We start from the raw sequence: 23,101 nt of genomic DNA on the forward strand, positions 1-23,101 counted from the left end.
ATGACCGATCCTCGCAAGAATACCCGCGATATCTATCCGCCCACCGGCCCCGAACTGAACGCAAAAAGCTGGGTGACCGAGGCGCCCTTGCGGATGATGATGAACAACCTGCACCCGGACGTGGCCGAAAACCCGCACGAACTGGTGGTTTATGGCGGCATCGGTCGCGCGGCGCGGACATGGAACGATTTCGACCGGATCGTCGCAGGGCTGAAAGATCTGGAAGAGGATGAAACCCTGATCGTCCAGTCGGGCAAACCGGTGGCGATCATCCGCACCCATAAGGATGCGCCTCGGGTTCTGATCGCCAACTCAAACATCGTGCCTCATTGGGCCAATTGGGATCACTTCAACGAGCTCGATAAGAAGGGGCTGATGATGTACGGCCAGATGACGGCCGGTTCGTGGATCTATATCGGTACGCAGGGCATCGTACAGGGCACCTATGAAACCTTTGCCGAGGCTGGCCGTCAGCACTATGGCGGCGACTTGACTGGCAAATGGATTCTGACCGGCGGTCTGGGCGGCATGGGTGGCGCGCAGCCTCTGGCGGCGGTGTTCGCCGGGGCCAGTTGTTTGGCGGTCGAGTGCAATCCGGACTCGATCGATTTCCGCCTGCGCACCAAGTATCTGGACGAAAAAGCCGAGACTCTCGATGAAGCGCTTGAGATGATCGACAGCTGGACCAAGGCGGGCGAGGCGAAATCTGTGGGTCTGCTAGGCAATGCGGCTGAGGTGTTCCCCGAAATTTATGCGCGGATGCAGGCCGGTGGCATGCGCCCCGATATCGTCACTGACCAAACCAGCGCCCATGACCCGATCAATGGGTATCTGCCGATTGGCTGGAGCATGGCGCAGTGGAAGGACAAGCGCGAAACTGATCCTAAAGCGGTTGAAAAGGCCGCCCGTGCCTCGATGAAACAGCATGTCGCTGCAATGGTCGATTTCTGGAACGCGGGCGTTCCGACGCTGGATTACGGCAACAACATCCGTCAGGTGGCGCAGGATGAAGGCTTGGAGAATGCCTTTGCCTTCCCCGGCTTTGTGCCCGCCTATATCCGGCCGCTGTTCTGCAAGGGCATCGGCCCGTTCCGCTGGTGTGCATTGTCGGGTGACCCCGAGGATATCTACAAGACCGACGCCAAGATGAAGGAGCTATTCCCCGAGAACGAACACCTGCATCGTTGGCTGGATATGGCGCAGGAACGCATTGCGTTTCAGGGTCTGCCCGCACGTATATGCTGGATCGGCCTTGGCGATCGTCATCGCGCTGGGTTGGCGTTCAACGAAATGGTGGCCAATGGTGAGTTGAAAGCGCCTGTTGTCATTGGGCGTGATCATTTGGACTCGGGCTCGGTCGCCAGCCCGAACCGTGAGACCGAGGCGATGCTGGACGGCTCGGACGCAGTATCGGATTGGCCGCTGTTGAACGCTCTGATCAATACGGCCAGCGGTGCGACCTGGGTCTCGCTGCATCATGGCGGCGGCGTGGGCATGGGCTTTAGTCAGCACGCGGGTGTGGTGATCTGTGCAGATGGTACCGAAGATGCCGCGCGGCGATTGGAGCGTGTTCTGTGGAACGACCCTGCCTCGGGGGTCTGGCGTCACGCAGATGCGGGGTATGAGATCGCGAAAGACTGCGCTCGCGAACATGGGCTGCGCCTGCCTGGTATTCTCGGTTAGATCAATCTGCCTCTGGTGAAAATGCTGCACCTGCGATATCCCGCAGGTGCGCTAATCGGAGGCCTGACATGTATGTAGCTACTCTGCTGACCAACCCTGCGGCCCCTTCTTTAGAGGCGACGCTGGTTGAGTCGTTGCGGAATGCATGGGGCGGGGGTGATGCGAACTGGCTGAGCCTCGATGAGGCGGCCGAGTTTTCCCTGCCAGAAATTCCCTACAATCGCTGGGACGTTTGGGGCGAGTTGCAAGAGATGGGCGTGGACCTGGTCGTGCAAAAAGCTGACGGTCGCCGGAAAAAGATGCTGCTGGCCGATATGGACAGCACCATGATCCAACAGGAATGCATCGATGAACTGGCGGATGAGGCTGGTGTCGGTGATCGGGTCAAGGACATCACCGCGCGAGCAATGAACGGCGAGCTGGATTTCGAAGGTGCGCTGACTGAGCGTGTGGGCTTATTGAAAGGGCTGGATGAAAGCGTGATCGGCAAGGTTCTGAATGAACGGATCACGCTGATGCCCGGCGGCAAGGCGTTACTTGCCACGATGCGCGCGAATGGGGTCTATGCAGCGCTGGTCTCGGGTGGGTTCACGGCTTTTACGGCTAAGGTCGCCGAAGAGCTTGGGTTTGATGAGAACCGGGCGAATACATTGCTGGCTGAGGATGGCAAGCTTACCGGCGACGTGAAGCGGCCCATTCTTGGGCGACAGGCCAAAATAGAGGCATTGGAGCAGATCACAACACGCCTAGGTATCTCCGAGGTTGACGTGATTGCCGTTGGCGATGGAGCGAATGATCTGGGAATGTTGGGTCGGGCGGGGACGGGTGTCGCGTTGCACGCCAAGCCTTCGGTCGCTGCCGAATGTGATGTCCGCATAAATCACGGCGATCTGACAGCGTTGTTGTATTTGCAGGGCTATGGCAGGTCAGAATTTCAAGGCCTCTAAGGGGCTTCCTTTAATTTAACTATTGTGTTAAATAAAGCCATGAATACGCTTCTGGTCACATTCTCCGCTTTGTCTGATGCCACTCGGTTCTCGATTGTCGAGCAACTGATGGACGAAGGCGAACTGCCCGCCGGTAATTTGATAGAAGGCAAGGGCATGTCAGGGGCCGCGATCTCGCGCCATTTGAAGGTTTTGCGCGAGGCCGGGTTGGTGCAGCAGCGGGTACACGGCACGCAACGGATGTACTCGGTGCAGCCCGAGGGTCTGCGCGCGATAGCCGAATGGACGATTTCGAAACGACATTTCTGGGAAAGCAGCCTCGACCGTTTGGAAGAGCTTATTGAAAGGGAAAATTCATGGCCGACCTGAAACTGGAACGAGATTTTCCCGTTAGTCCCGAGGTCCTGTTCGCATGGGTCAGCGATGGTGCGAAACTTCTGCAGTGGTGGGGGCCCGAAGGGTTGCATGTACCGGAACATGATCTCGACTTTTCGCGCATTGGTCCCTGGTATTCGGTTATGCAGAATGGCGAGGGTCAGCAGTTCAAAGTCTCGGGTCACGTTACCCATATCGATCGACCAAAATCTGTTGGATTTACGTGGGCTTGGCATGACGATCAGGACCAGCGCGGTGCGGAAAGCCATGTGACCTTTTCGGTTACCGCGACCAACAGCGGATCACGGCTGGTGGTTGATCACCGTGAACTTGTCGATGCCGAATCGGCCACGAACCACAACGAAGGCTGGACATCGTCGCTGCGCAAACTCGAAGCACTTTGCAAATAGGTTTTCATCAGGGAGGAGCGATATGCCCCAATATTTGTTTGTTTATCACGGGGGTCACACCCCAACCGATCCCGCCGAGATCGAGGCGACCATGGCCGCATGGGGCGCTTGGTTTCAGGAAATCGGCGGCTCATTAGAGATTCCGGGAAATCCTGTAGGCCAGTCCTACACGGTCAGCAGCGGAGGGGTTGAAGACAATGGCGGATCAAATCCGGCCTCAGGTTTCACGGTGGTGAAGGCCGACAGCATTGAGACTGCAACCGAGATGGCCAAAGGCTGCCCGATGGTCGTGAATGGCTCGGGCTCGGTCGAAGTGGCCGAGGTGCACGAGATCGAGATGTAAGCCTCAGCCGGGGAATCCCGGTGAGGGTTTGATTACACCACATTCCAACCCGCGGCGGCTGTATTGCGTGGCGTTCATGAATTTGCGGGTGGCCGGGTGATCGGCCTCTAGCACACCTAAATGCACTAGAATCGCGGCGATGGCGCATTCGCTGGCGCGGGTAGTGCCGTCAGTGATTTTTAGCGCAACGCCCATTCGCTGTTCAGGGATGATGGCAACAAAGACGGCCTCGGCCCCTGTCTTGATTGCAACGCGCCCGTTCATCGCTCGCATCAACTCGGTGCAAGCGCGAGTTTCACCTGCGACAAGTTCGGGATGTTTCACCATTGCTTCTGTGAGCTGTACCGCTGCTTCGCTGGAGCGGTCCGAACGGTCTGCGGCAGAGGCAAACCAGGCCATCGATCGCGCAAGTCCCACCAGAGACGTCGCAAAATTCGGCGCCGAGCACCCGTCGATTCCGTAGGTGGGACTGGTTTCGCTTGTGGTTTCTTCGATGGCAGACAGGCAGGCCTGCTGAACAGGATGATCTATTTCCAGGTATTCCGGCCCGGCCCCCATATGCTGCGTCAAAGTCAGGAAACCGCAATGCTTGCCTGAGCAATTGTTGTGAATCTGGCAAGGCGTGTCATCTGCCAGTATCAGCCCGTCGCGGGCCGCCATGTCCTGCGGTTCCTGCGGGCCACAGCGCAAGTCAGGTTCGGACAGACCGAGGTGATCCAGCCAGGCGGAAACACGATCCGTATGGATTTGTGCACCATTGTGCGAGGCACAAGCCAGAGCCAGATGCTCGCTGTTCAAACCGTATTTTGCAGCCGCACCCGAGGTAATCAGCGGCAGGGCCTGGATCATTTTGGCCGAGGAACGGGGATAGATCACCGCGTTTGGATCACCCCAGCTGCGCACGATCTGACCACTATCGTCACAGACCACTGCATGGCCCATATGCAGGCTTTCCAACAGTGACCCGCGCCAGAGTTCTGTCATTGGTACGGCTTGTGTCATGTCCACCCCATCAATCATGCGCAAAAATCTGCCAATCGCCCTTTCGCCTGTGGCGAAACCTGCGTTAGTGTGTGTATGTCGACAATCATCGGAATACGCAACTGAACAGACGAACCGGCAGAGTTCGCACGTATTTCCGATGGGTATGAGGTAATAGGTCGGGCTAGGAGGCTGAACCGATGGGATTAAAGCTCGTCCGCGTGATCGCGGGCCTGTGCATGGCAGGAATGGCGACAACGGCAATTGCGCAGCAGGCGACCAGTACCAATCGCGTCGCTGCAAAAACGGACTGGAGCGTGTTTGTCGAGGACGACCCAACCGAATGCTGGAGCGTATCTGCCCCGAAAGAGACCGTGAACACACGCGGTGGCCGGGTCGTTTCCGTTCGGCGCAGCGATATCCTGCTGTTTGTGTTCTATCGCCCGAATGCCGAGGTTAAAGGGCAGGTGACCTTTACCGGCGGCTATCCGTTTGCGTCTGGTTCTACTGTCAATCTGGTTGTCGATGGCAGCGAGTTCGAGCTGTTCACCGATGGTGAGTGGGCATGGCCTGCGACCGCCTCGGACGATGCCAAGATCGTCACAGCGATGAAGCGCGGAAGTGAGGCGGTGCTGACCGCCCGTTCGGAACGTGGTACGCAGACCAAGGACACCTTCTCGTTGCTGGGCTTTACGGCCGCGATTGAAGACGCGGAAACGCGCTGCACGAACTAAGCCACAAGCAGATCAAATTCCGAAACCCCGCTTTCCGGCGGGGTTTTATTTGTTTGGTCCGATCCTGTGTGTTTTCAGAAATTTACGCCACGTAGAGCGGTGTTTCTTGATCCGTGTCAAAGCCTGCGTCCCCGTTTTCTGAACTAATTAGTTCAGAATTTGTTGAGGAGTCGGCAATGAACTTAGGCAAAAACCTGGCAGTGCTCTTGATGACGTCTGCGGTGATCCTTGCAGGTTGTGAGAAAGGATCGGAAACCTATCCGATAACGGGTGAGCAATGTGGTCCGGAAGATCCCGTAAAGACCCTGGATGCAGAAGATTGCTACATCCCGCCCGCAGTAAACTAACAACAATGGGCCGCTTAAGTTTCTGCTTTAGTGGCCCATCTTGATTGGGCGCGCATCTTGATCTGTGATAGACAGATATCTCTGTCTGGAGGATTGATGGATGCGATGGGCGTTTGTTTTTTTGATGTTTCCGATATCCGCAAGTGCGGATCCAACTATGGAGTGTATTGACGCCGCTTCGCAGGTGGAAATTGGATCTTGTGTTTCGGATATGGAATTGCGGGTAAACGCTGCGATAGACTCCAGCTATTCGCTGGCGCTCGGCTCCGCACAAGAACTGGACGAGGTCACCGGACGGGTCGTGGCTGTGCCTGCGCTGGAGGCCTCGCAAAACGCGTGGGTGGCCTATCGCGATGCGCAGTGCGAAGCGGTAGGTGCTTCGTTCGGCGGAGGATCGGGTACGGGGATCGCCATCACAGCCTGTCGGGTTGACCTTGGCCGGGCGCGGGTTGACGAATTGTTGCGTTACGCAAATTGAAGCACGAATTCTTTTGATCTTTACGTGTGTTCCTATATAGAGGCGCATCCCAAGCCAGAATCCACCGAGATACGCCAATGTCGCCCAAAGCGCCGATCACTCAAGACGTCATGACCATCCCCCGCAAACTGCCCGAGGGGAAGATGAACCTTGTCGGTTTGACCCGCGATCAATTGCGTGAGGCGCTAATTGAACACGGCACGCCCGAAAAGCAGGCGAAGATGCGCACAGGGCAGATTTGGCAATGGATCTACCAATGGGGTGTGCGTGATTTTGGTGAGATGACCAATCTGGCCAAGGCCTATCGCACGCAACTGGCCGAGCAGTTCGTAATCGAAATCCCCGAAGTCGTGACCCGTCAGGTTTCAGAGGACGGCACCCGCAAGTATCTGTGCCGCATCGCGGGCGGGCATGAGGTTGAGGTTGTCTATATCCCTGAAGATGATCGCGGAACTCTATGCATTTCATCTCAGGTGGGCTGTACTCTGACCTGCTCCTTCTGCCACACGGGCACGCAGAAATTGGTGCGCAACCTGACAGCGGCCGAAATTGTCGGGCAGGTCATGATGGCGCGGGACGATCTTGAGGAATGGCCAACACCGGGTGCGCCCAAAGATGAAACACGCCTGCTGTCAAATATTGTGCTGATGGGTATGGGCGAGCCGCTTTACAACTTTGAAAACGTCCGTGACGCAATGAAGATTGCGATGGACCCCGAGGGGATTTCTCTGTCCCGTCGCCGCATCACGCTGTCGACCTCGGGTGTGGTACCCGAGATCGCGCGCACGGCTGAAGAAATTGGATGCCTGTTGGCGATCTCGTTCCACGCTACCACTGATGAAACTCGCGACGTACTTGTTCCGATCAACAAGCGCTGGAATATCGAGGAACTGCTGCAGGCGTTGGCCAGCTATCCCAACGCGTCGAATTCTGAACGGATCACGTTCGAATACGTGATGCTGGATGGCGTGAACGACAGCGACGAAGACGCGCATCGCCTGATCGCACATATCAAGCGCCATAACATCCCGGCCAAGATCAACCTGATCCCGTTCAACGAATGGCCGGGCGCGCCCTACAAGCGCAGCTCGAACAATCGTATTCGCGCCTTTGCGAACATCATCTATCAGGCGGGCTATGCCTCACCCATCCGCAAAACGCGGGGTGAGGATATCATGGCGGCCTGTGGCCAGTTAAAATCGGCCACCGAACGGGCCCGGAAATCGCGAAAGCAGATCGAGGCTGAAGCCGGGCTAAACCGCTAAGGGCATGCGCCGTGGCTTCACGCGAAAAACTTAATGAATTGAGTGCTGTTTCCTTGTTCAAAATTTGGTATCTTCGGCGCAGACCCGCTCTGGATGGGGAACTCACCGACAGACACAAGGTGGTGAGATTGCCGGGGCGGTGCTGGTAACACCAATTAAGGCCGCTACCATTTTTCTGAAGCAAAGCGGCATTTAGGCGAACTGATCAGTCAGGGAGGCCACAATATGATTGTAAGTCACCGGCAGTTCTTGGGTATCGCGGCTGTTCTGGCGATCTCGGGATTTGTTCTCCACGCGGCATCTGCTCAGACCAAAGATCAGGATGCGCATTTGGCGATTGAAAACCCAGCCGATCTGACCAAGGAGCAAGCGCAGAAACACTATCAGTCATTGATACGACGCATGTCGCGGGGTTATGCGGCGGCACAGATGGACTTGATCCGAAACTATCAGAACTGGCCTTTGTTCAACGATGCGCCCTACATCTCGGCCACGCATGGGCAGCGCTATGTCAACAGCTATGCGAACCGCATGGCCCACAACTACGGCACATTGCAAGAAGGCGAAGAGCTGCCTGCAGGCTCGGTCCTGGCCAAAGACAGTATGACTGTCACAGATGAGGGCAATATCCATCCCGGTGCCCTGTTCGTGATGGAGAAACTGCCAGAAGGCACCAACCCGGAAACAGCCGACTGGCGTTATATCATGGTGATGCCGGACGGTTCGCTGTTCGGTGATACGATGGGCTTTCGCGCGTCAGAGGTCGATTATTGCCATGTCTGCCACGAGGCCGTCGCGGACCGGGACTATACGTTTTACGTACCCGAAGAGTATCGTGTCGCAGAGTGATCTTCAGGCCGCAGGATCAGGCAGCTTCAGCTCAGTCGCTTCCTGACGGCTCAGCTGCTCACCCTGTTTGCGTTTGGATAGGACCTCGCGGGCGAGCGCGTATTTCTCATCCTGCCAGAAGATCAAACAGCCGTTGCAGCCTTTGCCGCAACATCCCTCGGTTCCGGTACGATTGGTTTTGAAGCGGCGCTCATTGCCGTCTTCGCCGATTTTCTCGACCAGATCGTCACGGCGGCGGGTATAGGCCTTAGGGTTGTCGCGACCTGAGGTTTCCAGCCCCTGAACCAGCTTGTCAAACCGAATGCGACTCCAATGTTCGTCGGTCAGGGCACGTTCTTTGCGCAGGACGGAGTAGACCGGGAAACGGGCGCGCAGATCGTCGATATCCTCGTGATCGAACAGGGTGAAGGGAAGGCGGATCATGGTTTTGGTACTGCCATGCACAACGTCCAGCCGCGCCTCATCATGAGCGCGTTCAAAGTCATAGACCCGCAGCAGAACCGTCTCGCGCGAAATCGGAGAGACGAAATCCAATACATCCCCCGGTTCCAGCTTGTTTTTCACCTCGACCAGAAAGGCACCCTCGGTCACCTCGGTGACGATCCCGGCATATTCCCACTGCGCAATCGAGGCTGTGTGTTCGTAATCATGTGCATAATTGGTCAGGCGGCCTTCGTGGAAAGCCAGCGTGTAGCCGCGGTTCCCGACTGTTTCGAGTTCACGCATATAGGGCTTCGGGTCCCAGTTCTCGGGGTCGGCGTGATAGTCGTCGATGGCCATACGATAGGCGCGCGCGACGATGGCGGCATAATACTCCGATTTGCCGCGCCCTTCGACTTTCAGACTGTCGACACCGATCTTCAAGTATTCATCCAGCTTGGGCATAATGCACAGGTCGCGGGAATTGAGGATGTAGGATCCCCGATCATCCTCTTCGATGGGCATCAAATCACCGGGGCGACAGCCTTCTTCCAGCAGGAATTCGAATAGGTCGGCGTTTTCATCGGTAATGCGCAGCTCCTGATGCGTTCCGTCTTTCAGACGCAGTTTCAGACCATAGTTCCAGCGGCAGGAATTGGTGCAGTTGCCCTGATTGGCCCCGCGTTCGGCCATGAAGTTCGACAGTAGGCAGCGGCCCGAATAGGTCATGCACATGGCCCCGTGCACAAACGCCTCAAGCTTGATATCGGGGCATTCCTCGCGAATCTCGACCAATTCGGGGTATGAGACTTCGCGGGCCAGAACCACAAGCTCGGCCCCCTGATCCTGCCAGAACTTCACCGACAACCACGAACAGATATTGGCTTGCGTCGAGATATGCAGCGGCAGTTCCGGCGCGCGTTCGCGGACGTATTGGAACACTCCGGGGTCGGCGATGATCAGCCCGTCAGGTTTCACCGTGCGGACAGTGTCGATGTATTCCTCCAGCTTCGGAATGTCCTTATTGTGCGAGAACAGGTTCAGCGTCAGGTACGCGCGCCGGCCATGGTTGTGGCAGAACTCGACTCCCTCTATCACCTCTTCCAGCGAGAACTCGGACTTTGTCCGCAGCGACATATCCGGTGTGCCCAGATAGACCGCATCCGCGCCATAGAGGATGGCGAGTTTCAACTTACGCAGATTGCCCGCAGGCATCAGCAATTCGGATCTGGACTGGGTCATGGGGATACCGGGCTAAGGATCAAGGGCGCCTTCTACGCCAAAATCCCGGCTCCCAAAACCCCGTTAACTGCGACGGAATCGCGCTGTTCCGATCACTTCGATCAGTTGTTGGCGAACCGGTTCCGGTTGCGCCTCGACCGCGTTTAATACCTCGCGCAGTTCGGCGCGCAGCCCATGCATCTGGTCGATCAGAGAGATCATCATCGACAGGGCATCGGCCTCCATGTCGTACTGGTCATGCAGTTCGCATGCCAGTTCCAGACGTGCAACGTCGATACGCTGATATCGCAGACCTTGCTCCGATTGCTCGGGGATCACGATCTCAGCGGCCAGATATTCGGTCAGGCGATCCGAAGTCAGGCGGGCGATGGCGTCGATCAGTTCGGCTTCGGTCAATGTGCGGCTCATGACGGCATTCCTTTGCGCGGATCATAGCCGTGGGTTTCGCGCCATGTCTCCATGAAGTGCTTCAATTCATCGTCTACCTTGTCTGGCATTGCGACGGTCAGTTCTATGAACTGATCGCCCCGCTCGGACGAGCCGCGTTTCTTGACCCCTTTGCCACGCAGGCGCAGGGTTTTGCCGCTGCTGGTCCCCGCTGGGACACTGACATTGACGCCACCGTCGATGGTGGGGGCGGGAACCTTGCCACCCAGAACGGCCTCATCAATGGTGATGGGCAGCGTGATGTGGATGTCATCGCCCTGACGGTCGAACACCGGGTGATCCGCAACCGAGATCGTCACAAGCGCATCGCCGGGAGGCCCATCGCCGTACCCCGGGGCCCCTTTGCCACGCAGGCGGATGGTTTGCCCGGTCGTGATACCCGCAGGTATCTTCACTTCAATCCGGTTCCCATCTGGCAGGGTCAATTTCTGGCTGGCTCCGAAAACGGCGTCAAGAAAGCTGATCTGCAGCGAGTAGTTCAGGTTGTGGCCCGGTGCATGGAACTCCTGCGTGCGCTGTCCATATCCACCCCGCCCGCGCATGAATTCGGCAAAGATGTCGGACATATCGTCCTGTTCAGCCGCGTGACCGCGATAAGGGTTGCCAGCAGCCTCGGCATATTCGCGATAATACTGCTGCTGCGGACGTTCCTGACCCGACGCATCAATTTCGCCATTGTCGTAGCGTTTGCGCGTCTCGGGGTCTTTCAGCAGGTCATAAGCAGCAGCAGCGGCTTTGAACTTGGCCTCTGCCTCGGCATCGCCCGGCTTGAGGTCCGGGTGGCATTCTTTGGCGATCTTCCGATAGGCTTTCTTGATCTCGGCATCGCTGGCGTCTTTGGCGACGCCAAGTACGGAATAGGGGTCGTCGCTCATCTTGCCTCTCGTCTATGTGGGGTTTGGCCTTGATGAAGGTATTTTATCAATTGATTTCAACAGGTCAAAAAGAAGAGGTGGCTAAATTGTCTCGTAAATCTGTCAAGCTCTGCTAATATTAAGATGTTTCAGATTGATCATTGACGGAGATCACCCCATGACGCGCAGGCTCAAATCGGTGCTGGCATTGCTGGCTGGGAACGCCATCGGGCTGTTATTGGCCAGTTTGCTGCTGTCAGAGTTTGCGATCCGACCGATTTCCTTCATCGTGGTGGTAGTCGTGTTCACCCTGGTCCAGGTGATAGCCGAACCGCTGATCCTGAAGCTGGGGGAAAAGAAGGCGCCGGCGCTGAAGGGCGGAATTGCCTTGATCGTAACCTTTGTTGGCCTTCTGGTCACCGATCTGATCACATCGGGTCTGACCATTGGCGGTATCTCAAATCTATTGGCCGCAACCTTGCTTGTATGGTTGGGCGCTCTGATCGGCAGTATTGTGCTGCCGATCTACGTGTTTCCCGAACTGCGCGACCCTAAGAAATAGTCATATCGCGTCTAAACTGGCCTCGATGGCCTGCCACAACTCGTCCACCGGTTCGCACCCCACGGACAGGCGGATGAAAGCAGGATCGACAGCATCCCCCCAACGGGCGCGCCGCTCGGCCGAACTGTGGACGCCGCCGAAGGATGTAGCCGGACGCAGCAGTGGGCAGCTATTGATGAACTGTTCGGCTTTGGTCTCGGTCTCAAGCGTGATGCTTAGCAGAAACCCGAAGCGCGTGGTTTGAGCCGTCGCCAATGTGTGCGCCGGATCATCGGTCAGTCCGGGATAGCGGATCTGTTTCACGGCCGGGTGCGCCGCCAGCCGTTCAGCCAGTATTTGTGCTGAGCTACACATCCGATCAAACCGCACATCCAGAGTCTCCAAACCCCGATGTAGCAACCACGCTTCATGTGGCCCCGGGATCGCACCGGAGACGCGGCGCCATTCCTCAACTCGCTCCATGATTTGCGGATTGCGGCTGGCTAAATGACCCATCAACAGGTCCGAATGCCCACCCATCGCTTTGGTATCTGAACTCACAACCACATCGACGCCAAGGTTCAATGGGCGCTGACCCAGTGGGGTCATCGTTGTGTTGTCGGCGATGGTGATGCCGCCGGCCTCGCGCACGGCCTCGGCGATTACTGGCAGATCAAGCATGTCCAGACCGGGGTTCGAGGGGCTTTCTAGAAACACCACATCGAATTCATCAAAGCCACCTTCGGCAAAGTCGGTGGTTGGGCGTTCGATAACCGAGACGCCCAGATTTGACAGGAACCGATCAGCCAAAAGGCGCGTCACATAATACCCGTCGGACGGGATCAGCAGCCGCGACCCGGCTTGGACCGTCGCAAACAAGGCCGCCGAAATCGCACCCATACCCGAAGGAAAGCTGAGGCAGGGTGCATCTTCGAGATGCGACAGAACGTGTTCCAGATGCACCCAGGTCGGGTTATCGACCCGGCCATAGCTGGCATGCCCATCCGGCGCGCCGGGCAGATGGTACATGCTGCTTTGGGTCAACGGCAGGGCCACAGGCTCGCCCTTGTTCAGCGCATTCCCGCGCAGGTGCAACATTTCTCCGGTCTTCGGGCTCATGGCTCAGCGCCCCGGTATTTCATCGCGTGGGGGCGCGGGTTCCCAGTTCTCGATGATCTCGACTGCCTCTTGCGCAGTGTCGACAAAGCGGAACAGGTCAAGATCCTCGTCCGAGATCGTGCCCGCATCGGCCAGCGCTTCCCAGTTGATAACCTTTTCCCAGAACTCACGCCCGAACAGCAGGAAAGGGACGCGGTCCATGCGGCCGGTCTGGATCAAAGTCAGGGATCTCGAAGAGCTCATCCATGGTGCCGAAGCCGCCGGGGAAGATGGTGATGGCGCGAGCGCGCATAAGGAAGTGCATCTTGCGGATGGCGAAGTAGTGGAAATTGAAGCTGAGATCAGGCGTCACGTATAGGTTCGGAGCCTGCTCGTGCGGAAGCACGATGTTCAGGCCGATTGAACACCCGCCCGCATCCTGTGCACCACGGTTACCCGCCTCCATCACGCCGGGGCCGCCACCGGTGACGATCACATTTTCGCGGCAGCCTGTCTGATTTGACTTCTCGGTCATCAGCCGCGCAAACTCACGCGCTTCATCGTAGTATTTCGACAGCCCGGCCAAGGTCTCGGTCCGTGCCGTGTGTTTCTGAGCGGGTTCCGGAATGCGCGCGCCACCGAACATGACGATGGTCGAGGTGATCTCACGCTCGGTCATGATCATCTCGGGCTTCAGCAGCTCCAGTTGCAGCCGCACGGGGCGCAGTTCATCCCGGCACAGGAAGTCATCATCAGCGAAGGCAAGGCGATAGGCCGAAGACCGCGTCTGCGGGGTATCCGGTACCTCGCTTGCGGTCGAGCGGTCGGTCTGTGCGTCGCGAAAGGGGCTGAGGCGATCTTCTCTCATATGCGGGGTTCCCTGCTTGCGTGTTTCCAAAACAGCTATAGGGTTCGCGGGCAGAGTGCCAGTCACGGAAAGACAAGAATGGATTGGAAAAGTGAAATATTGGCAGCGCGGGACCGCATTGCCGGACACGCGCAGGTCACACCGGTGATGGAAAGCCACATTCCGGGCTATCCGATTGAAATGAAGCTTGAACATATGCAGCACACGGGCAGCTTCAAAGCGCGCGGGGCGTTCAATACCCTGCTCAGCATGGATGTGCCTGCGGCAGGCGTCGTGGCGGCTTCCGGTGGCAACCACGGTGCGGCAGCGGCTTATGCCGCGCAATCACTGGGCTACCCAGCGAAGATTTTTGTGCCCGAACTTGCAGGTCCCTCCAAGATTGCGCTGATCAAGCGGATTGGGGCTGATCTGAGTGTTGTTTCGGGTGAATACGCCAATGCACTGACCATGGCGCAGGCGCATGAGGAAAGCACCGGCGCCATGCAAATCCACGCCTATGATGCGCCAGCGACGGTGGCAGGGCAGGGGACATGTTTTGCTGAATGGGACGCGCAGGGCTTGCAGGCGGACACAGTATTGGTGGCCGTGGGCGGCGGTGGGCTGATTGCCGGAGCTTTGGCATGGTTTCAGGGTGCGTGCAAAGTCGTGGCGGTCGAACCGGAAACCTCTTGCGCGCTGAATGCTGCGTTGGCTGCGGGCGAACCGGTTGATGTTTCCGTTTCGGGCATTGCAGCGAACGCACTGGGCGCACGGAGAATTGGTGAGATTTGCTTTGGGCTGGCCCAAGGTATGAGTTCGGTTCTGGTTTCTGATGATGCGATAGCGCAAGCCCAGAATACTCTGTGGCAGACGCATCGAATACTGGTTGAACCAGCAGGGGCTGCTGCGCTTGCCGCACTGATTTCGGGCGCTTACCAGCCGGAGCCGGGTGAGCGTGTCGCAGTGCTGATTTGCGGCGGGAACATCGCGCCAGATCCGCTAACAGGTTGAGAATACGGCTTGTAGATGTTGTTCATGGATTTTATCTATAATTCATGACCGCGACCATTGCCGACACAATCTATAGTGCCCTGAGCCAGAAAATCATCACCGGCGATCTTCCTGCCGGTGAAAAGCTGCGTCAGGACCATATCGCGCGCGACTTTGAGACCAGCCATGTTCCGGTGCGCGAAGCACTGCTGCGGCTTGAGGCGCATGGATTGGCCAAAAGCGAGCCGCGAAAGGGCATGCGCGTCACCGCGTTGGACCCTGCCGAAGTGCGTGAGGTGATCGAAATGCGTGTCGCGCTGGAAACGCTGGCGATGCAGCATTCCGTGCAAAACATGACCCCAGCTGCTCTGAAGGCTGCTGATGATGCACGAAAGGCGTGTGATGAGGCAGAGAGCATGCCTCAGTGGGAGGCGCGGAACAGGGTGTTTCATCGTGCCATCCTGACACCTTGCGGGTTGCCCCGTCTTTTGCATTCTGTCGATGATCTGCACATTGCCAGTGCCAGGCACCTGTTTGCACATTGGCGGCCCAAATGGGTGCAGCGCGTCGATTCGGATCACGCTGCGATCATTCAGGCACTGAAGAGCAAAGACGTTTCCGCCGCAACCTCGATACTTCTGCGCCATATCCGTCGTGCAAGCTGATACTTTCTGCCTTTGAAACTACAATCTGTGCCTCCTCAGAAGATTTGACTTGATTTTTAATAGATAAAAATGATGATTAATTCCGAATCTATGCAATATTATCTATAAAAAGAGAATGACGATGAAAGCCACTCTGCAATCCACCCTCCCGGCCGCCGGAGTAATAACCCCTGCGGGTCAGATCCTTCGTGTCGCGTTGGGTATTCTTCTTTTGACCGCCAGTGCAAAAGTCCAGGTGCCATTTTGGCCTGTGCCCATGACCCTTCAAGTCGCCGCTGTCATGGCTGTCGCCGCGGCATTTGGGCTGCGTCTCGGTTCTGCAACCGTGATCGGCTACATGGTCGCCGGGGCAGTGGGTTTGCCCGTGTTTGCCGGAACGCCCGAAAAAGGCATCGGGCTGGCCTATATGATGGGTGCAACCGGAGGTTATTTACTGGGTTTCGTGGTCGCCTCGGTCATGGTTGGATGGGCAGCGGACAATCTGCGCAAACTGTTTCTGGTTCCGGCGATGCTGGCTGGGCTTGCGGTGATCTATGCGCTGGGTCTGGGTTGGTTGGCTCAGTTCGTGCCTGCAGACAAGGTTCTGGTTTACGGTTTCAGCCCTTTCATTCTGGGTGATCTCGTGAAGATTGCATTGGCAGCCGTTCTCGTGATTGGCCTGCCGACGGGTCTGATGCAGAAAATCCGTGGGCCGCAGCCAGATGCTTGATACCGGGCAAGATATCCGCAGCGATTGGACCGTGGATGAAGTGGAGGCGCTGATGCGCCTCCCAATGTTGGATCTGGTAGGTCGCGCAAATGTAATTCACCGGACGTATCACGATCCAAACGACATCCAAAAAGCCAGCCTGCTGTCGATAAAAACCGGAAGCTGTCCCGAGGATTGCGCCTATTGCCCGCAATCCGCCCATCATCGCGAGGTCGAGCTGACCAAGGAAAAGCTCATGAACCCTGCGCATGTCATCTCGCTTGCCAAACGGGCGCGCGATGCGGGGGCTGAACGGTTTTGCATGGGTGCTGCATGGCGTCAGGTGCGCGACGGCGAAGAATTCGACAATGTGCTGGACATGGTGCGGGGCGTGCGTGATCTGGGCATGGAGGCTTGCGTCACCCTGGGCATGCTCAAGCCACATCAGGCCAAACGATTGGCCGAGGCGGGACTTACGGCGTACAATCATAACCTGGATACTTCGCCGGAATTCTATGGCGAGATTATTGGAACTCGTACCTATCAGGATCGTCTTGAGACCCTCAGCTATTGCCGGGACGAAGGTATTGATCTGTGTTGCGGCGGCATTATCGGTATGGGTGAAAGCCTGCGGGATCGTGCCTCGCTGTTGCAGGTCCTTGCGAATTTTGACCCGCATCCCGAAAGCGTACCGATAAACGCGCTGATCCCGATCAAAGGCACGCCGCTGGCGCATCTAGAAAAAGTAGGCATTTTTGATCTGGTGCGCATGGTTGCGACCGCGCGGATCACCATGCCGCAAACACGGGTGCGCCTGTCGGCAGGACGGTCGGACTTTTCAACTGCCGAGCAGGCATTGTGCTTTCTGGCTGGTGCAAATTCGGTTTTCTACGGCGATGTGTTGCTGACCGCACCCAATGCCGGAACCCAAAATGACCGGGATATGTTTGCCGCACTCAGCGCACTTACCGATGATTGACGCAAACCGAGGTATCCGCGTCGCATTGCGCCATGGGTCTCGCTTGCGTATAGGCCACATCAACGTGAACAGATTCTCTAGGGAGACGCCCCATGTCCAATGCGCAACTGGAAGCCGCCATCGAATCCGCCTGGGAAGTACGTGACACAATCACCCCTGCGACCACCGGCGAGCAACGAGAAGCAATCGAAGACACGCTGAGCGCGCTGGACAGCGGTTCGCTGAGGGTGGCTGAAAAGCTCGACAGTGGTGATTGGCACGTGAACCAGTGGGTGAAAAAAGCAGTTCTGCTGGGGTTCCGCATCAAGGACATGGAAATCCAGACCGGAGGCCCGCAAGACGGCGGCTGGTGGGATAAGGTCGACAGCAAGTTCGCCGGCTGGGGAGAGAACCAGTGGCGCGCGGCAGGGTTCCGCGCCGTGCCAAACTGTGTGGTCCGCAAGTCGGCCTATGTCGCACCTGGTGTGGTGCTGATGCCCTCGTTCGTGAACCTTGGCGCTTATGTCGATGAAGGCACGATGGTTGATACCTGGGCCACCGTTGGTTCCTGCGCGCAGATCGGCAAGAACGTGCACTTGTCGGGCGGCGTCGGCATTGGAGGCGTACTGGAGCCGATGCAGGCCGGTCCGACCATTATCGAGGACAACTGCTTTATCGGTGCGCGTTCGGAAGTGGTCGAAGGCTGCATCGTCCGCGAGGGTTCGGTTCTGGGCATGGGCGTATTCATCGGTAAATCCACCAAGATCGTGGACCGCGAAACCGGTGAAGTCATGTATGGCGAGGTTCCGCCCTATTCGGTGGTTGTTGCGGGCTCGATGCCGTCCAAGAACAATGTAAGCCTGTATTGCGCGGTCATCGTGAAACGCGTCGATGAAAAGACCCGTTCGAAAACTGGGATCAATGAGCTACTGCGCGACTGATCCCCTCGTTTCAGTTTGAATAGGCCGCAGAGTGCATGCTCTGCGGCCTTTCTTATTTTGGCATGAACTCCAGCACTGTTTGCTGAAAGAAATCAATCGCCGCCTCACCTCCGGCCCCTTTGGCCAGAGGGCCGACTTGATATCGGGGCGATTGAAGGGCGCGCTGCATCTTTTCGCACACCCAGACATCCTCGGTCTGAAAATCCCCCGTCTCCAGTGGGTGCTGGGTCCAGTGAGAGGATTTGATCCGACCGGATTCCGGGTCGTATCCGGGTATGTCCGCCGCGCGATGCGTATAGGTGAACCAGCCTTTAGGCGACCAGTTTCTGACCCGCAGCAGAGTTGTGTTGGCGTCGACCGGTTCCATGGTCGATATCGAAAACCCCCAGGGGTTTGGCGTCAGGATCGTGGTCGGAAACAGCATGTAGACCCCGCCATAGCCCGGCGTTTCGGCATTCCGTACCGTTTTCAGGCCGGACCCTTTGGCCGAGTTTTCAACAAACTGAGGGATACGATGTTTGACGCCTTCGCGCTCGGTCGACCACCAGACCATGTTGTGGCCAGAAACCTCCCAAAGATTCTTGTCATGGGTTGGCCCGCCCAACGTGTCTTTGTGCAGATAGGCCAGATGATAGCCATCGATTGCATTTTCAAAGAAGACCTTCCAATTGCAGTTGATCTCATAGACCACGTCGTCGGGGTTCTCTTGTAGCTCGCTTGATGCCAGATCATGAGGCCAAGGTATTTGAGCCAGAGCGCCAAGCCACGCGTCAAAGCTCTGATCCGGTTCTGGGTGAACAAAAACAAGGTTGCGGAAGACACCGACTGAGGCACCGAACAACGCGGTTGCCTTCTTGTCCAGATCCGGAAAGCACTCGCGCTGGGCTGGTACTCCGCGCAATGCGCCATCCAGATTGTAGACCCAGTTGTGATAAGGGCAGACAATGGTCTTGCCTGCGTTGCCGCAACCTTCCAACAACTCGGTTCCGCGATGGCAGCATTGGTTGTGGAAGGCGCGCAAGTCGCCATTTGCGTCCCTTATGACAATCAGAGCGTAGGCCCCGGCCTGAATCGTCCTGAAATCGCCAGGCTCGGTGAAATCCATAGTCACGCCGGCAAAACTCCAGCACTTGCTGAACAGGGTTTTCTGTTCGGCCTCATACCAACTGTCCGAGACATATGCCTCACGCGGCAGTTGTTGCTTGGGTTGATCCGGAAGTGCGTCAGGCGGCATTGTCGAGTCCGTTTATTGTCAAAAATGATAATCATCAATATTGACAATAAACCTTCGAATGTCCAGATTTCACCTTAAGATTTTTCTGAACCCGCTTGGAGGCAGGATGACTTTTATTCAAACCCTGAGGAATCAAAGGTGGATGACACTGCTAATTCTGGCGGCGCTTCTTGTCTCGACCTTCGCCGGGTATTACGGCCTTTGGGGTCTGTTGTTCATATTTTGGGGGCTCTTGGCGGTGCGCTCGGGGCAGGCCTTCTTGATCGAACCGATAAACCGCGCGACAGATCCGGCACTGTTCTGGTCGCTGACGGGTTTGTGGATCGGTTTGGGCGTTCTCTACGTTCTGGCGGATGTTTTTCCACCAGTTGCGAACGGATTCTGATGCCCCGTCCCAGTATGAAAGACGCCAGATCCGAGCAAATCCTGAACGCATTTATGCGTTGTGTCGCGCGGTACGGGCTGGATGGCTCGACCCTGGCGCGCATATCAGAAGAGGCAGGCGTCGGGCGGCCATTGCTGCGCCACTATCTGGGCAACCGGGATGAGATGGTTCGCAAGCTGCTGGATCACGTCCTGAAAGTCTTCGCGGATCAGGTTGAGGCGCTCTTCGACACTCTGCCGTGCACTGATCGGGTTGCAGCGATGCTGGACGCTTTGTTCGGACGCGGCACCTATTCTTCGGAAAGTGCTGCGGTGTTTGCCGCTTTGGTCGCAGCCTCAGAAAGACACGCGGATTTGCGAGAACCCTTGCTTGGGTTTGTCTATGACTTCGAGGCAAGGATCGCTGCTGAAATCATGAACGAACTGCCTGCTGCCAATATGCAAGGGGTCCAAGCCGTGGCAGCGGGTATGTCCGCAATTTATTTCAATACGGATGCTGTGATGCCATTGCGACCCCGGGCGGAATGGCGCGACACGCAGCGCGTGGCAGCGCAGATGCTGTTGGACCACCTATACGACAGCACCTGCGACTGAGTTGACCGTGCCATCGGGCCAGCGTATTGCGGGCACTATGGAAAAGCAGAAAAAACCTTCGCGCCAGCAAGTCTATACGTTGTTGGTTCAGATCGGTCGCAAAGATGGCGACGGCCTGCCCGAAGGCGCGACCGGGGCGGCGTTGATGTGTTTTGCCAGCGGCGTGGACGAGGCCGAAGCCGTGCGCGAGACAGTAGCGATCCTGAAGCAGGCCGATACTGCACCGCTGGATGTCACCGGCTATGGCACCCTGGCCGAGCGTGAGGCGCAAGGACATGATATCGATCCGGATGAGCGGGCATTGATGCAACGGGCGCTGGATGAAAACGCGGTTATCGTGGCACAGATGACGCCATTCTTCGGCGACGAGGAAACTGCTTAGTTTCTTACCCCGAACCACTTGCGATAGATTTCGTCATAGGTGCCGTCTTCGCGCAGGGACAGCAGCGCCTGATTGACGTCTTCGACCAATGGCGATCCGGTTGGAAATGCGATCCCATAGTTTTCACGCAGGAAGATGCCCCCGGTCATTGTCGCCATTCTGCGCCCTTCGTGGCTTGCATAATAGGACAGGATCGGAGCGTCGAAAACGACCGCATCCAAATCCTTATTCTCAAACGCGTTCAGCATGTCCTGCAGATCGCCATAGCCGGTATAGTCGATCTCGCGCCGGTTCAGAAAACTGGCGGCGGTTGAATCGGAAATCGTCCCGACCTGTTTGCCGTAAAGGTCGTTGACCGAATTGACGCTGCCGGTGATTGCGTCCACCGTCATCACCGAGGTGATCCGGGCCGTGAAAACGGAGACGATGAATAGGGATGACACCACCAGTACTACACCCAACAGGCGGCCAAACGGGGTGCGCGGCATCCGCTCTTCAAAGCCACCGTTCACCACCAGGTTGAGGGCCCACCAGAACGAGGGGAACCACGCCTCATTCAATTTGCGATCAAAGTAGGGCTGCGCGCGTTTCTCAAAACTCCACATCAGCATGCCGCCACCAAGCAGGATCGCAAAGGCCAGCCCGATGGCGATGAACAATTCCCGAGACAGCAAAGCGTGCAACAGCGATGGCTGGCGAGCGGCCTCTGACGGGACCATGATCTGTAATCCGGCCTCAAATATCGGTTGCGTGAAATCCATTCGGGTTTCGCGCAAGGCGGTGATCGATATATTAGCGATCGCCAGATCGGCAGAACCATCCTGAACCGCGCCCAACATTTCTCCAAATGTCTCGACGCCGTTGACCGAGTATTCCCAGCCGAGTGATTCAGACAGTGCCGCCAGAAGATCCATCGAGAAACCGGTCTGGGCACCGTCCTCGACAAATGAGAACGGAGGACGGGTTACCGTTGTAACCGTAAGAGACTGGGCCTGGCTTTGCTGCGCAAGAGTCGCGAAAGTCAGGCAGATCAATGCGAAGAAGACACGCTTCATGTGGAATCACCTGTTTCGCGGCCCTCTAACGCACTTAAGGGCAGCGCGGCAAGGCAGCCGCTGGGTCAACGCTCATGTTTTGTTGGGGTGCAAAATCAAGCCGCTTGGGCATTCGGTCTCGGAATTCGACTATTCGGGGTTGGCAATCCGGGCAATTCGTTGAATCTGTGCACGAACACAGGCACCCCTAAGGACAAGAGGCCCAATATGACCGATCCAGTTGAGCTGACAGCAAATCTGATCCGTTGCCCATCGGTCACACCCGATGAAGGCGGGGCTTTGGTCTTGCTGCAGCAAGTGCTGGAGGAGGCCAGATTTTATTGCACTCGCGTAGATCGTGGTGGAATCTGCAACCTCTTCGCCCGATGGGGGCAGAAGGGTCATGCATGCAGCTTTGGCTTTAACGGGCATACGGATGTAGTTCCGGTAGGGGATGAGGCGGCCTGGACCATGCCCCCTTTCGGCGCTGAGGTCCGGGACGGGGTGATGTACGGCAGGGGCGCGACGGATATGAAATCGGGCGTGGCAGCATTTGCGGCAGCGGCTATCGATTTTGTGCGTGACACGCCCCCGGATGGGGCGGTGATCCTGACGATCACAGGTGATGAAGAAGGCGACGCACTGGATGGCACTGTTGCTTTACTGGATCACATGGCCGCAACGGATGAGCGGATGTCGGTTTGTCTGGTGGGCGAACCCACCTGTCCGAACACGATGGGCGAAATGATGAAGATCGGTCGGCGCGGCTCGATGACCGCGTGGTTCACTGTGACCGGAGTGCAGGGGCATTCGGCCTATCCGCATCGGGCAAAGAACCCGGTGCCCGCGATGGCGCGGCTGATGGATCGGCTGGCCAGTCACGAACTGGATCAGGGGACCGACCACTTTGACGCCTCGACCTTGGCGGTTGTCACGATCGACACCGGTAATCCGGCGACAAATGTGATCCCGGCGCAATGTTCTGGGACAGTGAACATCCGGTTCAATGACCTGCATTCCGGGGCCAGTTTGAGCGATTGGTTGCAATCCGAGGCAGACACCGTTGCCGAGGCGTTTGGCGTCGATGTCGAGACCCGGATCAAGATTTCGGGTGAAAGCTTTCTGACCCCTCCGGGGGCATTGTCTGATCTGGTAGCTTGCGCTGTCGAAGCAGAAACAAATATCCGCCCCGAGCTTTCGACCACCGGCGGGACCTCGGATGCCCGCTTCATCAAAGATCATTGCCCGGTGGTCGAGTTTGGTCTGGTCGGGCGCACCATGCATCAGGTCGATGAATGTGTCGAAGTGGCGCAAATTCATCAACTCAAGGCGATCTACACCCGTATTCTGACGGATTACTTCGCCTGATC

At 57.1% G+C, this 23,101-nt stretch carries 27 protein-coding genes and 1 pseudogene; 20 read left to right on the forward strand and 8 right to left on the reverse strand.

The annotated features are described in order from the left end of the window. From hutU to AC1DFB_RS16980, 5 genes are all read left to right on the forward strand, one after another. Positions 1–1,683: a urocanate hydratase gene (gene hutU, locus AC1DFB_RS16960; RefSeq protein ID WP_480921723.1), complete on the forward strand. Its 1,683-nt coding sequence runs from the start codon at positions 1–3 to the stop codon at positions 1,681–1,683. 68 nt (positions 1,684–1,751) lie between these two features. Further along, the gene (gene serB, locus AC1DFB_RS16965) at positions 1,752–2,630 is read left to right on the forward strand and encodes a phosphoserine phosphatase SerB (RefSeq protein WP_170406855.1); all 879 of its coding nucleotides are present in this window, start codon (positions 1,752–1,754) and stop codon (positions 2,628–2,630) included. Between the two features lie 39 nt (positions 2,631–2,669). Next, entirely contained in the window at positions 2,670–2,999 is a 330-nt protein-coding gene (locus tag AC1DFB_RS16970; protein WP_480921724.1) for an ArsR/SmtB family transcription factor, read from the forward strand. Further along, entirely contained in the window at positions 2,987–3,415 is a 429-nt protein-coding gene (locus AC1DFB_RS16975; RefSeq protein WP_170399086.1) for an SRPBCC family protein, read from the forward strand. Before AC1DFB_RS16970 ends, AC1DFB_RS16975 begins: the two co-directional genes overlap by 13 nt. 22 nt (positions 3,416–3,437) lie before the next feature. Further along, positions 3,438–3,758 carry a YciI family protein gene (locus AC1DFB_RS16980; protein WP_170406852.1) on the forward strand — a complete coding sequence of 107 codons (321 nt, stop codon included), beginning with the start codon at positions 3,438–3,440 and terminating at the stop codon, positions 3,756–3,758. A 3-nt stretch (positions 3,759–3,761) separates the two neighbouring features. Here AC1DFB_RS16980 and AC1DFB_RS16985 read toward each other — a convergent pair whose 3' ends face one another. Beyond that, a complete protein-coding gene (locus tag AC1DFB_RS16985; protein ID WP_480921725.1) occupies positions 3,762–4,760 on the reverse strand; it encodes an asparaginase in 999 nt (332 codons plus the stop codon). A 179-nt stretch (positions 4,761–4,939) separates the two neighbouring features. Here AC1DFB_RS16985 and AC1DFB_RS16990 point away from each other — a divergent pair, with 179 nt between their 5' ends. The 5 genes from AC1DFB_RS16990 (at position 4,940) to AC1DFB_RS17010 (ending at position 8,412) form a co-directional block, all read left to right on the forward strand. Next, a complete protein-coding gene (locus AC1DFB_RS16990; protein WP_170399079.1) occupies positions 4,940–5,473 on the forward strand; it encodes an invasion associated locus B family protein in 534 nt (177 codons plus the stop codon). Positions 5,474–5,649: 176 nt separating this feature from the next. Further along, a complete protein-coding gene (locus tag AC1DFB_RS16995) occupies positions 5,650–5,820 on the forward strand; it encodes a hypothetical protein (RefSeq protein WP_480921726.1) in 171 nt (56 codons plus the stop codon). Positions 5,821–5,977: 157 nt separating this feature from the next. Continuing rightward, positions 5,978–6,298: a lysozyme inhibitor LprI family protein gene (locus AC1DFB_RS17000; RefSeq protein WP_170425943.1), complete on the forward strand. Its 321-nt coding sequence runs from the start codon at positions 5,978–5,980 to the stop codon at positions 6,296–6,298. 77 nt (positions 6,299–6,375) lie between these two features. After that, positions 6,376–7,563: a dual-specificity RNA methyltransferase RlmN gene (rlmN, locus tag AC1DFB_RS17005; protein WP_170562225.1), complete on the forward strand. Its 1,188-nt coding sequence runs from the start codon at positions 6,376–6,378 to the stop codon at positions 7,561–7,563. Between the two features lie 225 nt (positions 7,564–7,788). After that, entirely contained in the window at positions 7,789–8,412 is a 624-nt protein-coding gene (locus AC1DFB_RS17010; protein ID WP_480921727.1) for a cytochrome P460 family protein, read from the forward strand. Between the two features lie 3 nt (positions 8,413–8,415). Here the strand turns inward: AC1DFB_RS17010 and AC1DFB_RS17015 are convergent, their stop codons facing one another. From AC1DFB_RS17015 to AC1DFB_RS17025, 3 genes are all read right to left on the reverse strand, one after another. Beyond that, on the reverse strand, positions 8,416–10,074 hold the full coding sequence (locus AC1DFB_RS17015) for a U32 family peptidase (protein WP_480921728.1): 1,659 nt from the start codon (positions 10,072–10,074) through the stop codon (positions 8,416–8,418). A gap of 63 nt (positions 10,075–10,137) precedes the next feature. Continuing rightward, positions 10,138–10,482, reverse strand: coding sequence for a hypothetical protein (locus AC1DFB_RS17020; protein WP_170406831.1), 345 nt, complete (start codon positions 10,480–10,482; stop codon positions 10,138–10,140). Then, positions 10,479–11,396: a DnaJ C-terminal domain-containing protein gene (locus tag AC1DFB_RS17025; RefSeq protein WP_170399059.1), complete on the reverse strand. Its 918-nt coding sequence runs from the start codon at positions 11,394–11,396 to the stop codon at positions 10,479–10,481. Before AC1DFB_RS17025 ends, AC1DFB_RS17020 begins: the two co-directional genes overlap by 4 nt. A 157-nt stretch (positions 11,397–11,553) precedes the next feature. Here AC1DFB_RS17025 and AC1DFB_RS17030 point away from each other — a divergent pair, with 157 nt between their 5' ends. Beyond that, entirely contained in the window at positions 11,554–11,937 is a 384-nt protein-coding gene (locus tag AC1DFB_RS17030; protein WP_170399056.1) for a hypothetical protein, read from the forward strand. Here AC1DFB_RS17030 and AC1DFB_RS17035 read toward each other — a convergent pair whose 3' ends face one another. Then, on the reverse strand, positions 11,938–13,035 hold the full coding sequence (locus AC1DFB_RS17035; RefSeq protein WP_480760529.1) for a cystathionine gamma-lyase: 1,098 nt from the start codon (positions 13,033–13,035) through the stop codon (positions 11,938–11,940). A 3-nt stretch (positions 13,036–13,038) separates the two neighbouring features. Then, positions 13,039–13,882, reverse strand: a pseudogene (locus AC1DFB_RS17040) (LOG family protein). A gap of 78 nt (positions 13,883–13,960) precedes the next feature. Here AC1DFB_RS17040 and AC1DFB_RS17045 point away from each other — a divergent pair. The 5 genes from AC1DFB_RS17045 (at position 13,961) to dapD (ending at position 18,103) form a co-directional block, all read left to right on the forward strand. Further along, a complete protein-coding gene (locus tag AC1DFB_RS17045) occupies positions 13,961–14,872 on the forward strand; it encodes a threonine/serine dehydratase (RefSeq protein WP_480921729.1) in 912 nt (303 codons plus the stop codon). A 44-nt stretch (positions 14,873–14,916) separates the two neighbouring features. Continuing rightward, entirely contained in the window at positions 14,917–15,516 is a 600-nt protein-coding gene (locus AC1DFB_RS17050) for a GntR family transcriptional regulator (RefSeq protein ID WP_480921730.1), read from the forward strand. A gap of 121 nt (positions 15,517–15,637) precedes the next feature. After that, positions 15,638–16,225, forward strand: a complete 588-nt coding sequence (locus AC1DFB_RS17055) for a biotin transporter BioY (RefSeq protein ID WP_480887443.1) — start codon at positions 15,638–15,640, stop codon at positions 16,223–16,225. Then, a complete protein-coding gene (gene bioB, locus AC1DFB_RS17060) occupies positions 16,218–17,183 on the forward strand; it encodes a biotin synthase BioB (RefSeq protein ID WP_480887421.1) in 966 nt (321 codons plus the stop codon). Before AC1DFB_RS17055 ends, bioB begins: the two co-directional genes overlap by 8 nt. Positions 17,184–17,275: 92 nt before the next feature. Beyond that, positions 17,276–18,103 carry a 2,3,4,5-tetrahydropyridine-2,6-dicarboxylate N-succinyltransferase gene (dapD, locus tag AC1DFB_RS17065; RefSeq protein WP_480921731.1) on the forward strand — a complete coding sequence of 276 codons (828 nt, stop codon included), beginning with the start codon at positions 17,276–17,278 and terminating at the stop codon, positions 18,101–18,103. Between the two features lie 52 nt (positions 18,104–18,155). Here dapD and AC1DFB_RS17070 read toward each other — a convergent pair whose 3' ends face one another. Next, a complete protein-coding gene (locus tag AC1DFB_RS17070) occupies positions 18,156–19,337 on the reverse strand; it encodes an aromatic ring-hydroxylating oxygenase subunit alpha (protein ID WP_480921732.1) in 1,182 nt (393 codons plus the stop codon). A 142-nt stretch (positions 19,338–19,479) separates the two neighbouring features. On the opposite strand from AC1DFB_RS17070, the gene AC1DFB_RS17075 reads away from it, so the two are divergent. Genes AC1DFB_RS17075 through AC1DFB_RS17085 form a run of 3 tightly spaced genes read left to right on the forward strand, consistent with a single transcriptional unit; the run spans position 19,480 to position 20,697 of the window. Beyond that, positions 19,480–19,722 carry a hypothetical protein gene (locus AC1DFB_RS17075; protein ID WP_255611946.1) on the forward strand — a complete coding sequence of 81 codons (243 nt, stop codon included), beginning with the start codon at positions 19,480–19,482 and terminating at the stop codon, positions 19,720–19,722. Continuing rightward, positions 19,722–20,315, forward strand: a complete 594-nt coding sequence (locus AC1DFB_RS17080) for a TetR/AcrR family transcriptional regulator (RefSeq protein ID WP_170406810.1) — start codon at positions 19,722–19,724, stop codon at positions 20,313–20,315. The genes AC1DFB_RS17075 and AC1DFB_RS17080 overlap by 1 nt, the downstream gene beginning before the upstream one ends. A gap of 37 nt (positions 20,316–20,352) precedes the next feature. Next, entirely contained in the window at positions 20,353–20,697 is a 345-nt protein-coding gene (locus AC1DFB_RS17085; RefSeq protein WP_170399025.1) for a hypothetical protein, read from the forward strand. On the opposite strand, the gene AC1DFB_RS17090 is transcribed toward AC1DFB_RS17085, so the two are convergent. Beyond that, entirely contained in the window at positions 20,694–21,752 is a 1,059-nt protein-coding gene (locus AC1DFB_RS17090) for a transporter substrate-binding domain-containing protein (protein WP_480921733.1), read from the reverse strand. The genes AC1DFB_RS17085 and AC1DFB_RS17090 overlap by 4 nt on opposite strands. 207 nt (positions 21,753–21,959) lie before the next feature. Between AC1DFB_RS17090 and dapE the strand changes: the two genes are divergently transcribed. Beyond that, the gene (gene dapE / locus AC1DFB_RS17095) at positions 21,960–23,099 is read left to right on the forward strand and encodes a succinyl-diaminopimelate desuccinylase (RefSeq protein WP_480921734.1); all 1,140 of its coding nucleotides are present in this window, start codon (positions 21,960–21,962) and stop codon (positions 23,097–23,099) included. The last annotated feature ends 2 nt before the right edge of the window (positions 23,100–23,101 follow it).

This window comes from Ruegeria sp. S84, assembly GCF_056583445.1.

Coding starts and splice junctions, on each gene's coding strand:
- AC1DFB_RS17075 (WP_255611946.1), top strand. CDS start 19,480: ATGACACTGCTAATTCTGGCGGCGCTTCTTGTCTCGACCTTCGCCGGG.
- AC1DFB_RS17020 (WP_170406831.1), bottom strand. CDS start 10,482: ATGAGCCGCACATTGACCGAAGCCGAACTGATCGACGCCATCGCCCGC.
- AC1DFB_RS16995 (WP_480921726.1), top strand. CDS start 5,650: ATGAACTTAGGCAAAAACCTGGCAGTGCTCTTGATGACGTCTGCGGTG.
- AC1DFB_RS16970 (WP_480921724.1), top strand. CDS start 2,670: ATGAATACGCTTCTGGTCACATTCTCCGCTTTGTCTGATGCCACTCGG.
- dapE (WP_480921734.1), top strand. CDS start 21,960: ATGACCGATCCAGTTGAGCTGACAGCAAATCTGATCCGTTGCCCATCG.
- AC1DFB_RS17025 (WP_170399059.1), bottom strand. CDS start 11,396: ATGAGCGACGACCCCTATTCCGTACTTGGCGTCGCCAAAGACGCCAGC.
- AC1DFB_RS16975 (WP_170399086.1), top strand. CDS start 2,987: ATGGCCGACCTGAAACTGGAACGAGATTTTCCCGTTAGTCCCGAGGTC.
- AC1DFB_RS17010 (WP_480921727.1), top strand. CDS start 7,789: ATGATTGTAAGTCACCGGCAGTTCTTGGGTATCGCGGCTGTTCTGGCG.
- AC1DFB_RS17085 (WP_170399025.1), top strand. CDS start 20,353: ATGGAAAAGCAGAAAAAACCTTCGCGCCAGCAAGTCTATACGTTGTTG.
- hutU (WP_480921723.1), top strand. CDS start 1: ATGACCGATCCTCGCAAGAATACCCGCGATATCTATCCGCCCACCGGC.
- bioB (WP_480887421.1), top strand. CDS start 16,218: ATGCTTGATACCGGGCAAGATATCCGCAGCGATTGGACCGTGGATGAA.
- AC1DFB_RS17000 (WP_170425943.1), top strand. CDS start 5,978: ATGGAGTGTATTGACGCCGCTTCGCAGGTGGAAATTGGATCTTGTGTT.
- AC1DFB_RS17055 (WP_480887443.1), top strand. CDS start 15,638: ATGAAAGCCACTCTGCAATCCACCCTCCCGGCCGCCGGAGTAATAACC.
- rlmN (WP_170562225.1), top strand. CDS start 6,376: ATGTCGCCCAAAGCGCCGATCACTCAAGACGTCATGACCATCCCCCGC.
- serB (WP_170406855.1), top strand. CDS start 1,752: ATGTATGTAGCTACTCTGCTGACCAACCCTGCGGCCCCTTCTTTAGAG.
- AC1DFB_RS16985 (WP_480921725.1), bottom strand. CDS start 4,760: ATGACACAAGCCGTACCAATGACAGAACTCTGGCGCGGGTCACTGTTG.
- AC1DFB_RS17070 (WP_480921732.1), bottom strand. CDS start 19,337: ATGCCGCCTGACGCACTTCCGGATCAACCCAAGCAACAACTGCCGCGT.
- AC1DFB_RS17015 (WP_480921728.1), bottom strand. CDS start 10,074: ATGACCCAGTCCAGATCCGAATTGCTGATGCCTGCGGGCAATCTGCGT.
- AC1DFB_RS17030 (WP_170399056.1), top strand. CDS start 11,554: ATGACGCGCAGGCTCAAATCGGTGCTGGCATTGCTGGCTGGGAACGCC.
- AC1DFB_RS17090 (WP_480921733.1), bottom strand. CDS start 21,752: ATGAAGCGTGTCTTCTTCGCATTGATCTGCCTGACTTTCGCGACTCTT.
- AC1DFB_RS17035 (WP_480760529.1), bottom strand. CDS start 13,035: ATGAGCCCGAAGACCGGAGAAATGTTGCACCTGCGCGGGAATGCGCTG.
- AC1DFB_RS17045 (WP_480921729.1), top strand. CDS start 13,961: ATGGATTGGAAAAGTGAAATATTGGCAGCGCGGGACCGCATTGCCGGA.
- dapD (WP_480921731.1), top strand. CDS start 17,276: ATGTCCAATGCGCAACTGGAAGCCGCCATCGAATCCGCCTGGGAAGTA.
- AC1DFB_RS16990 (WP_170399079.1), top strand. CDS start 4,940: ATGGGATTAAAGCTCGTCCGCGTGATCGCGGGCCTGTGCATGGCAGGA.
- AC1DFB_RS16980 (WP_170406852.1), top strand. CDS start 3,438: ATGCCCCAATATTTGTTTGTTTATCACGGGGGTCACACCCCAACCGAT.
- AC1DFB_RS17050 (WP_480921730.1), top strand. CDS start 14,917: ATGACCGCGACCATTGCCGACACAATCTATAGTGCCCTGAGCCAGAAA.
- AC1DFB_RS17080 (WP_170406810.1), top strand. CDS start 19,722: ATGCCCCGTCCCAGTATGAAAGACGCCAGATCCGAGCAAATCCTGAAC.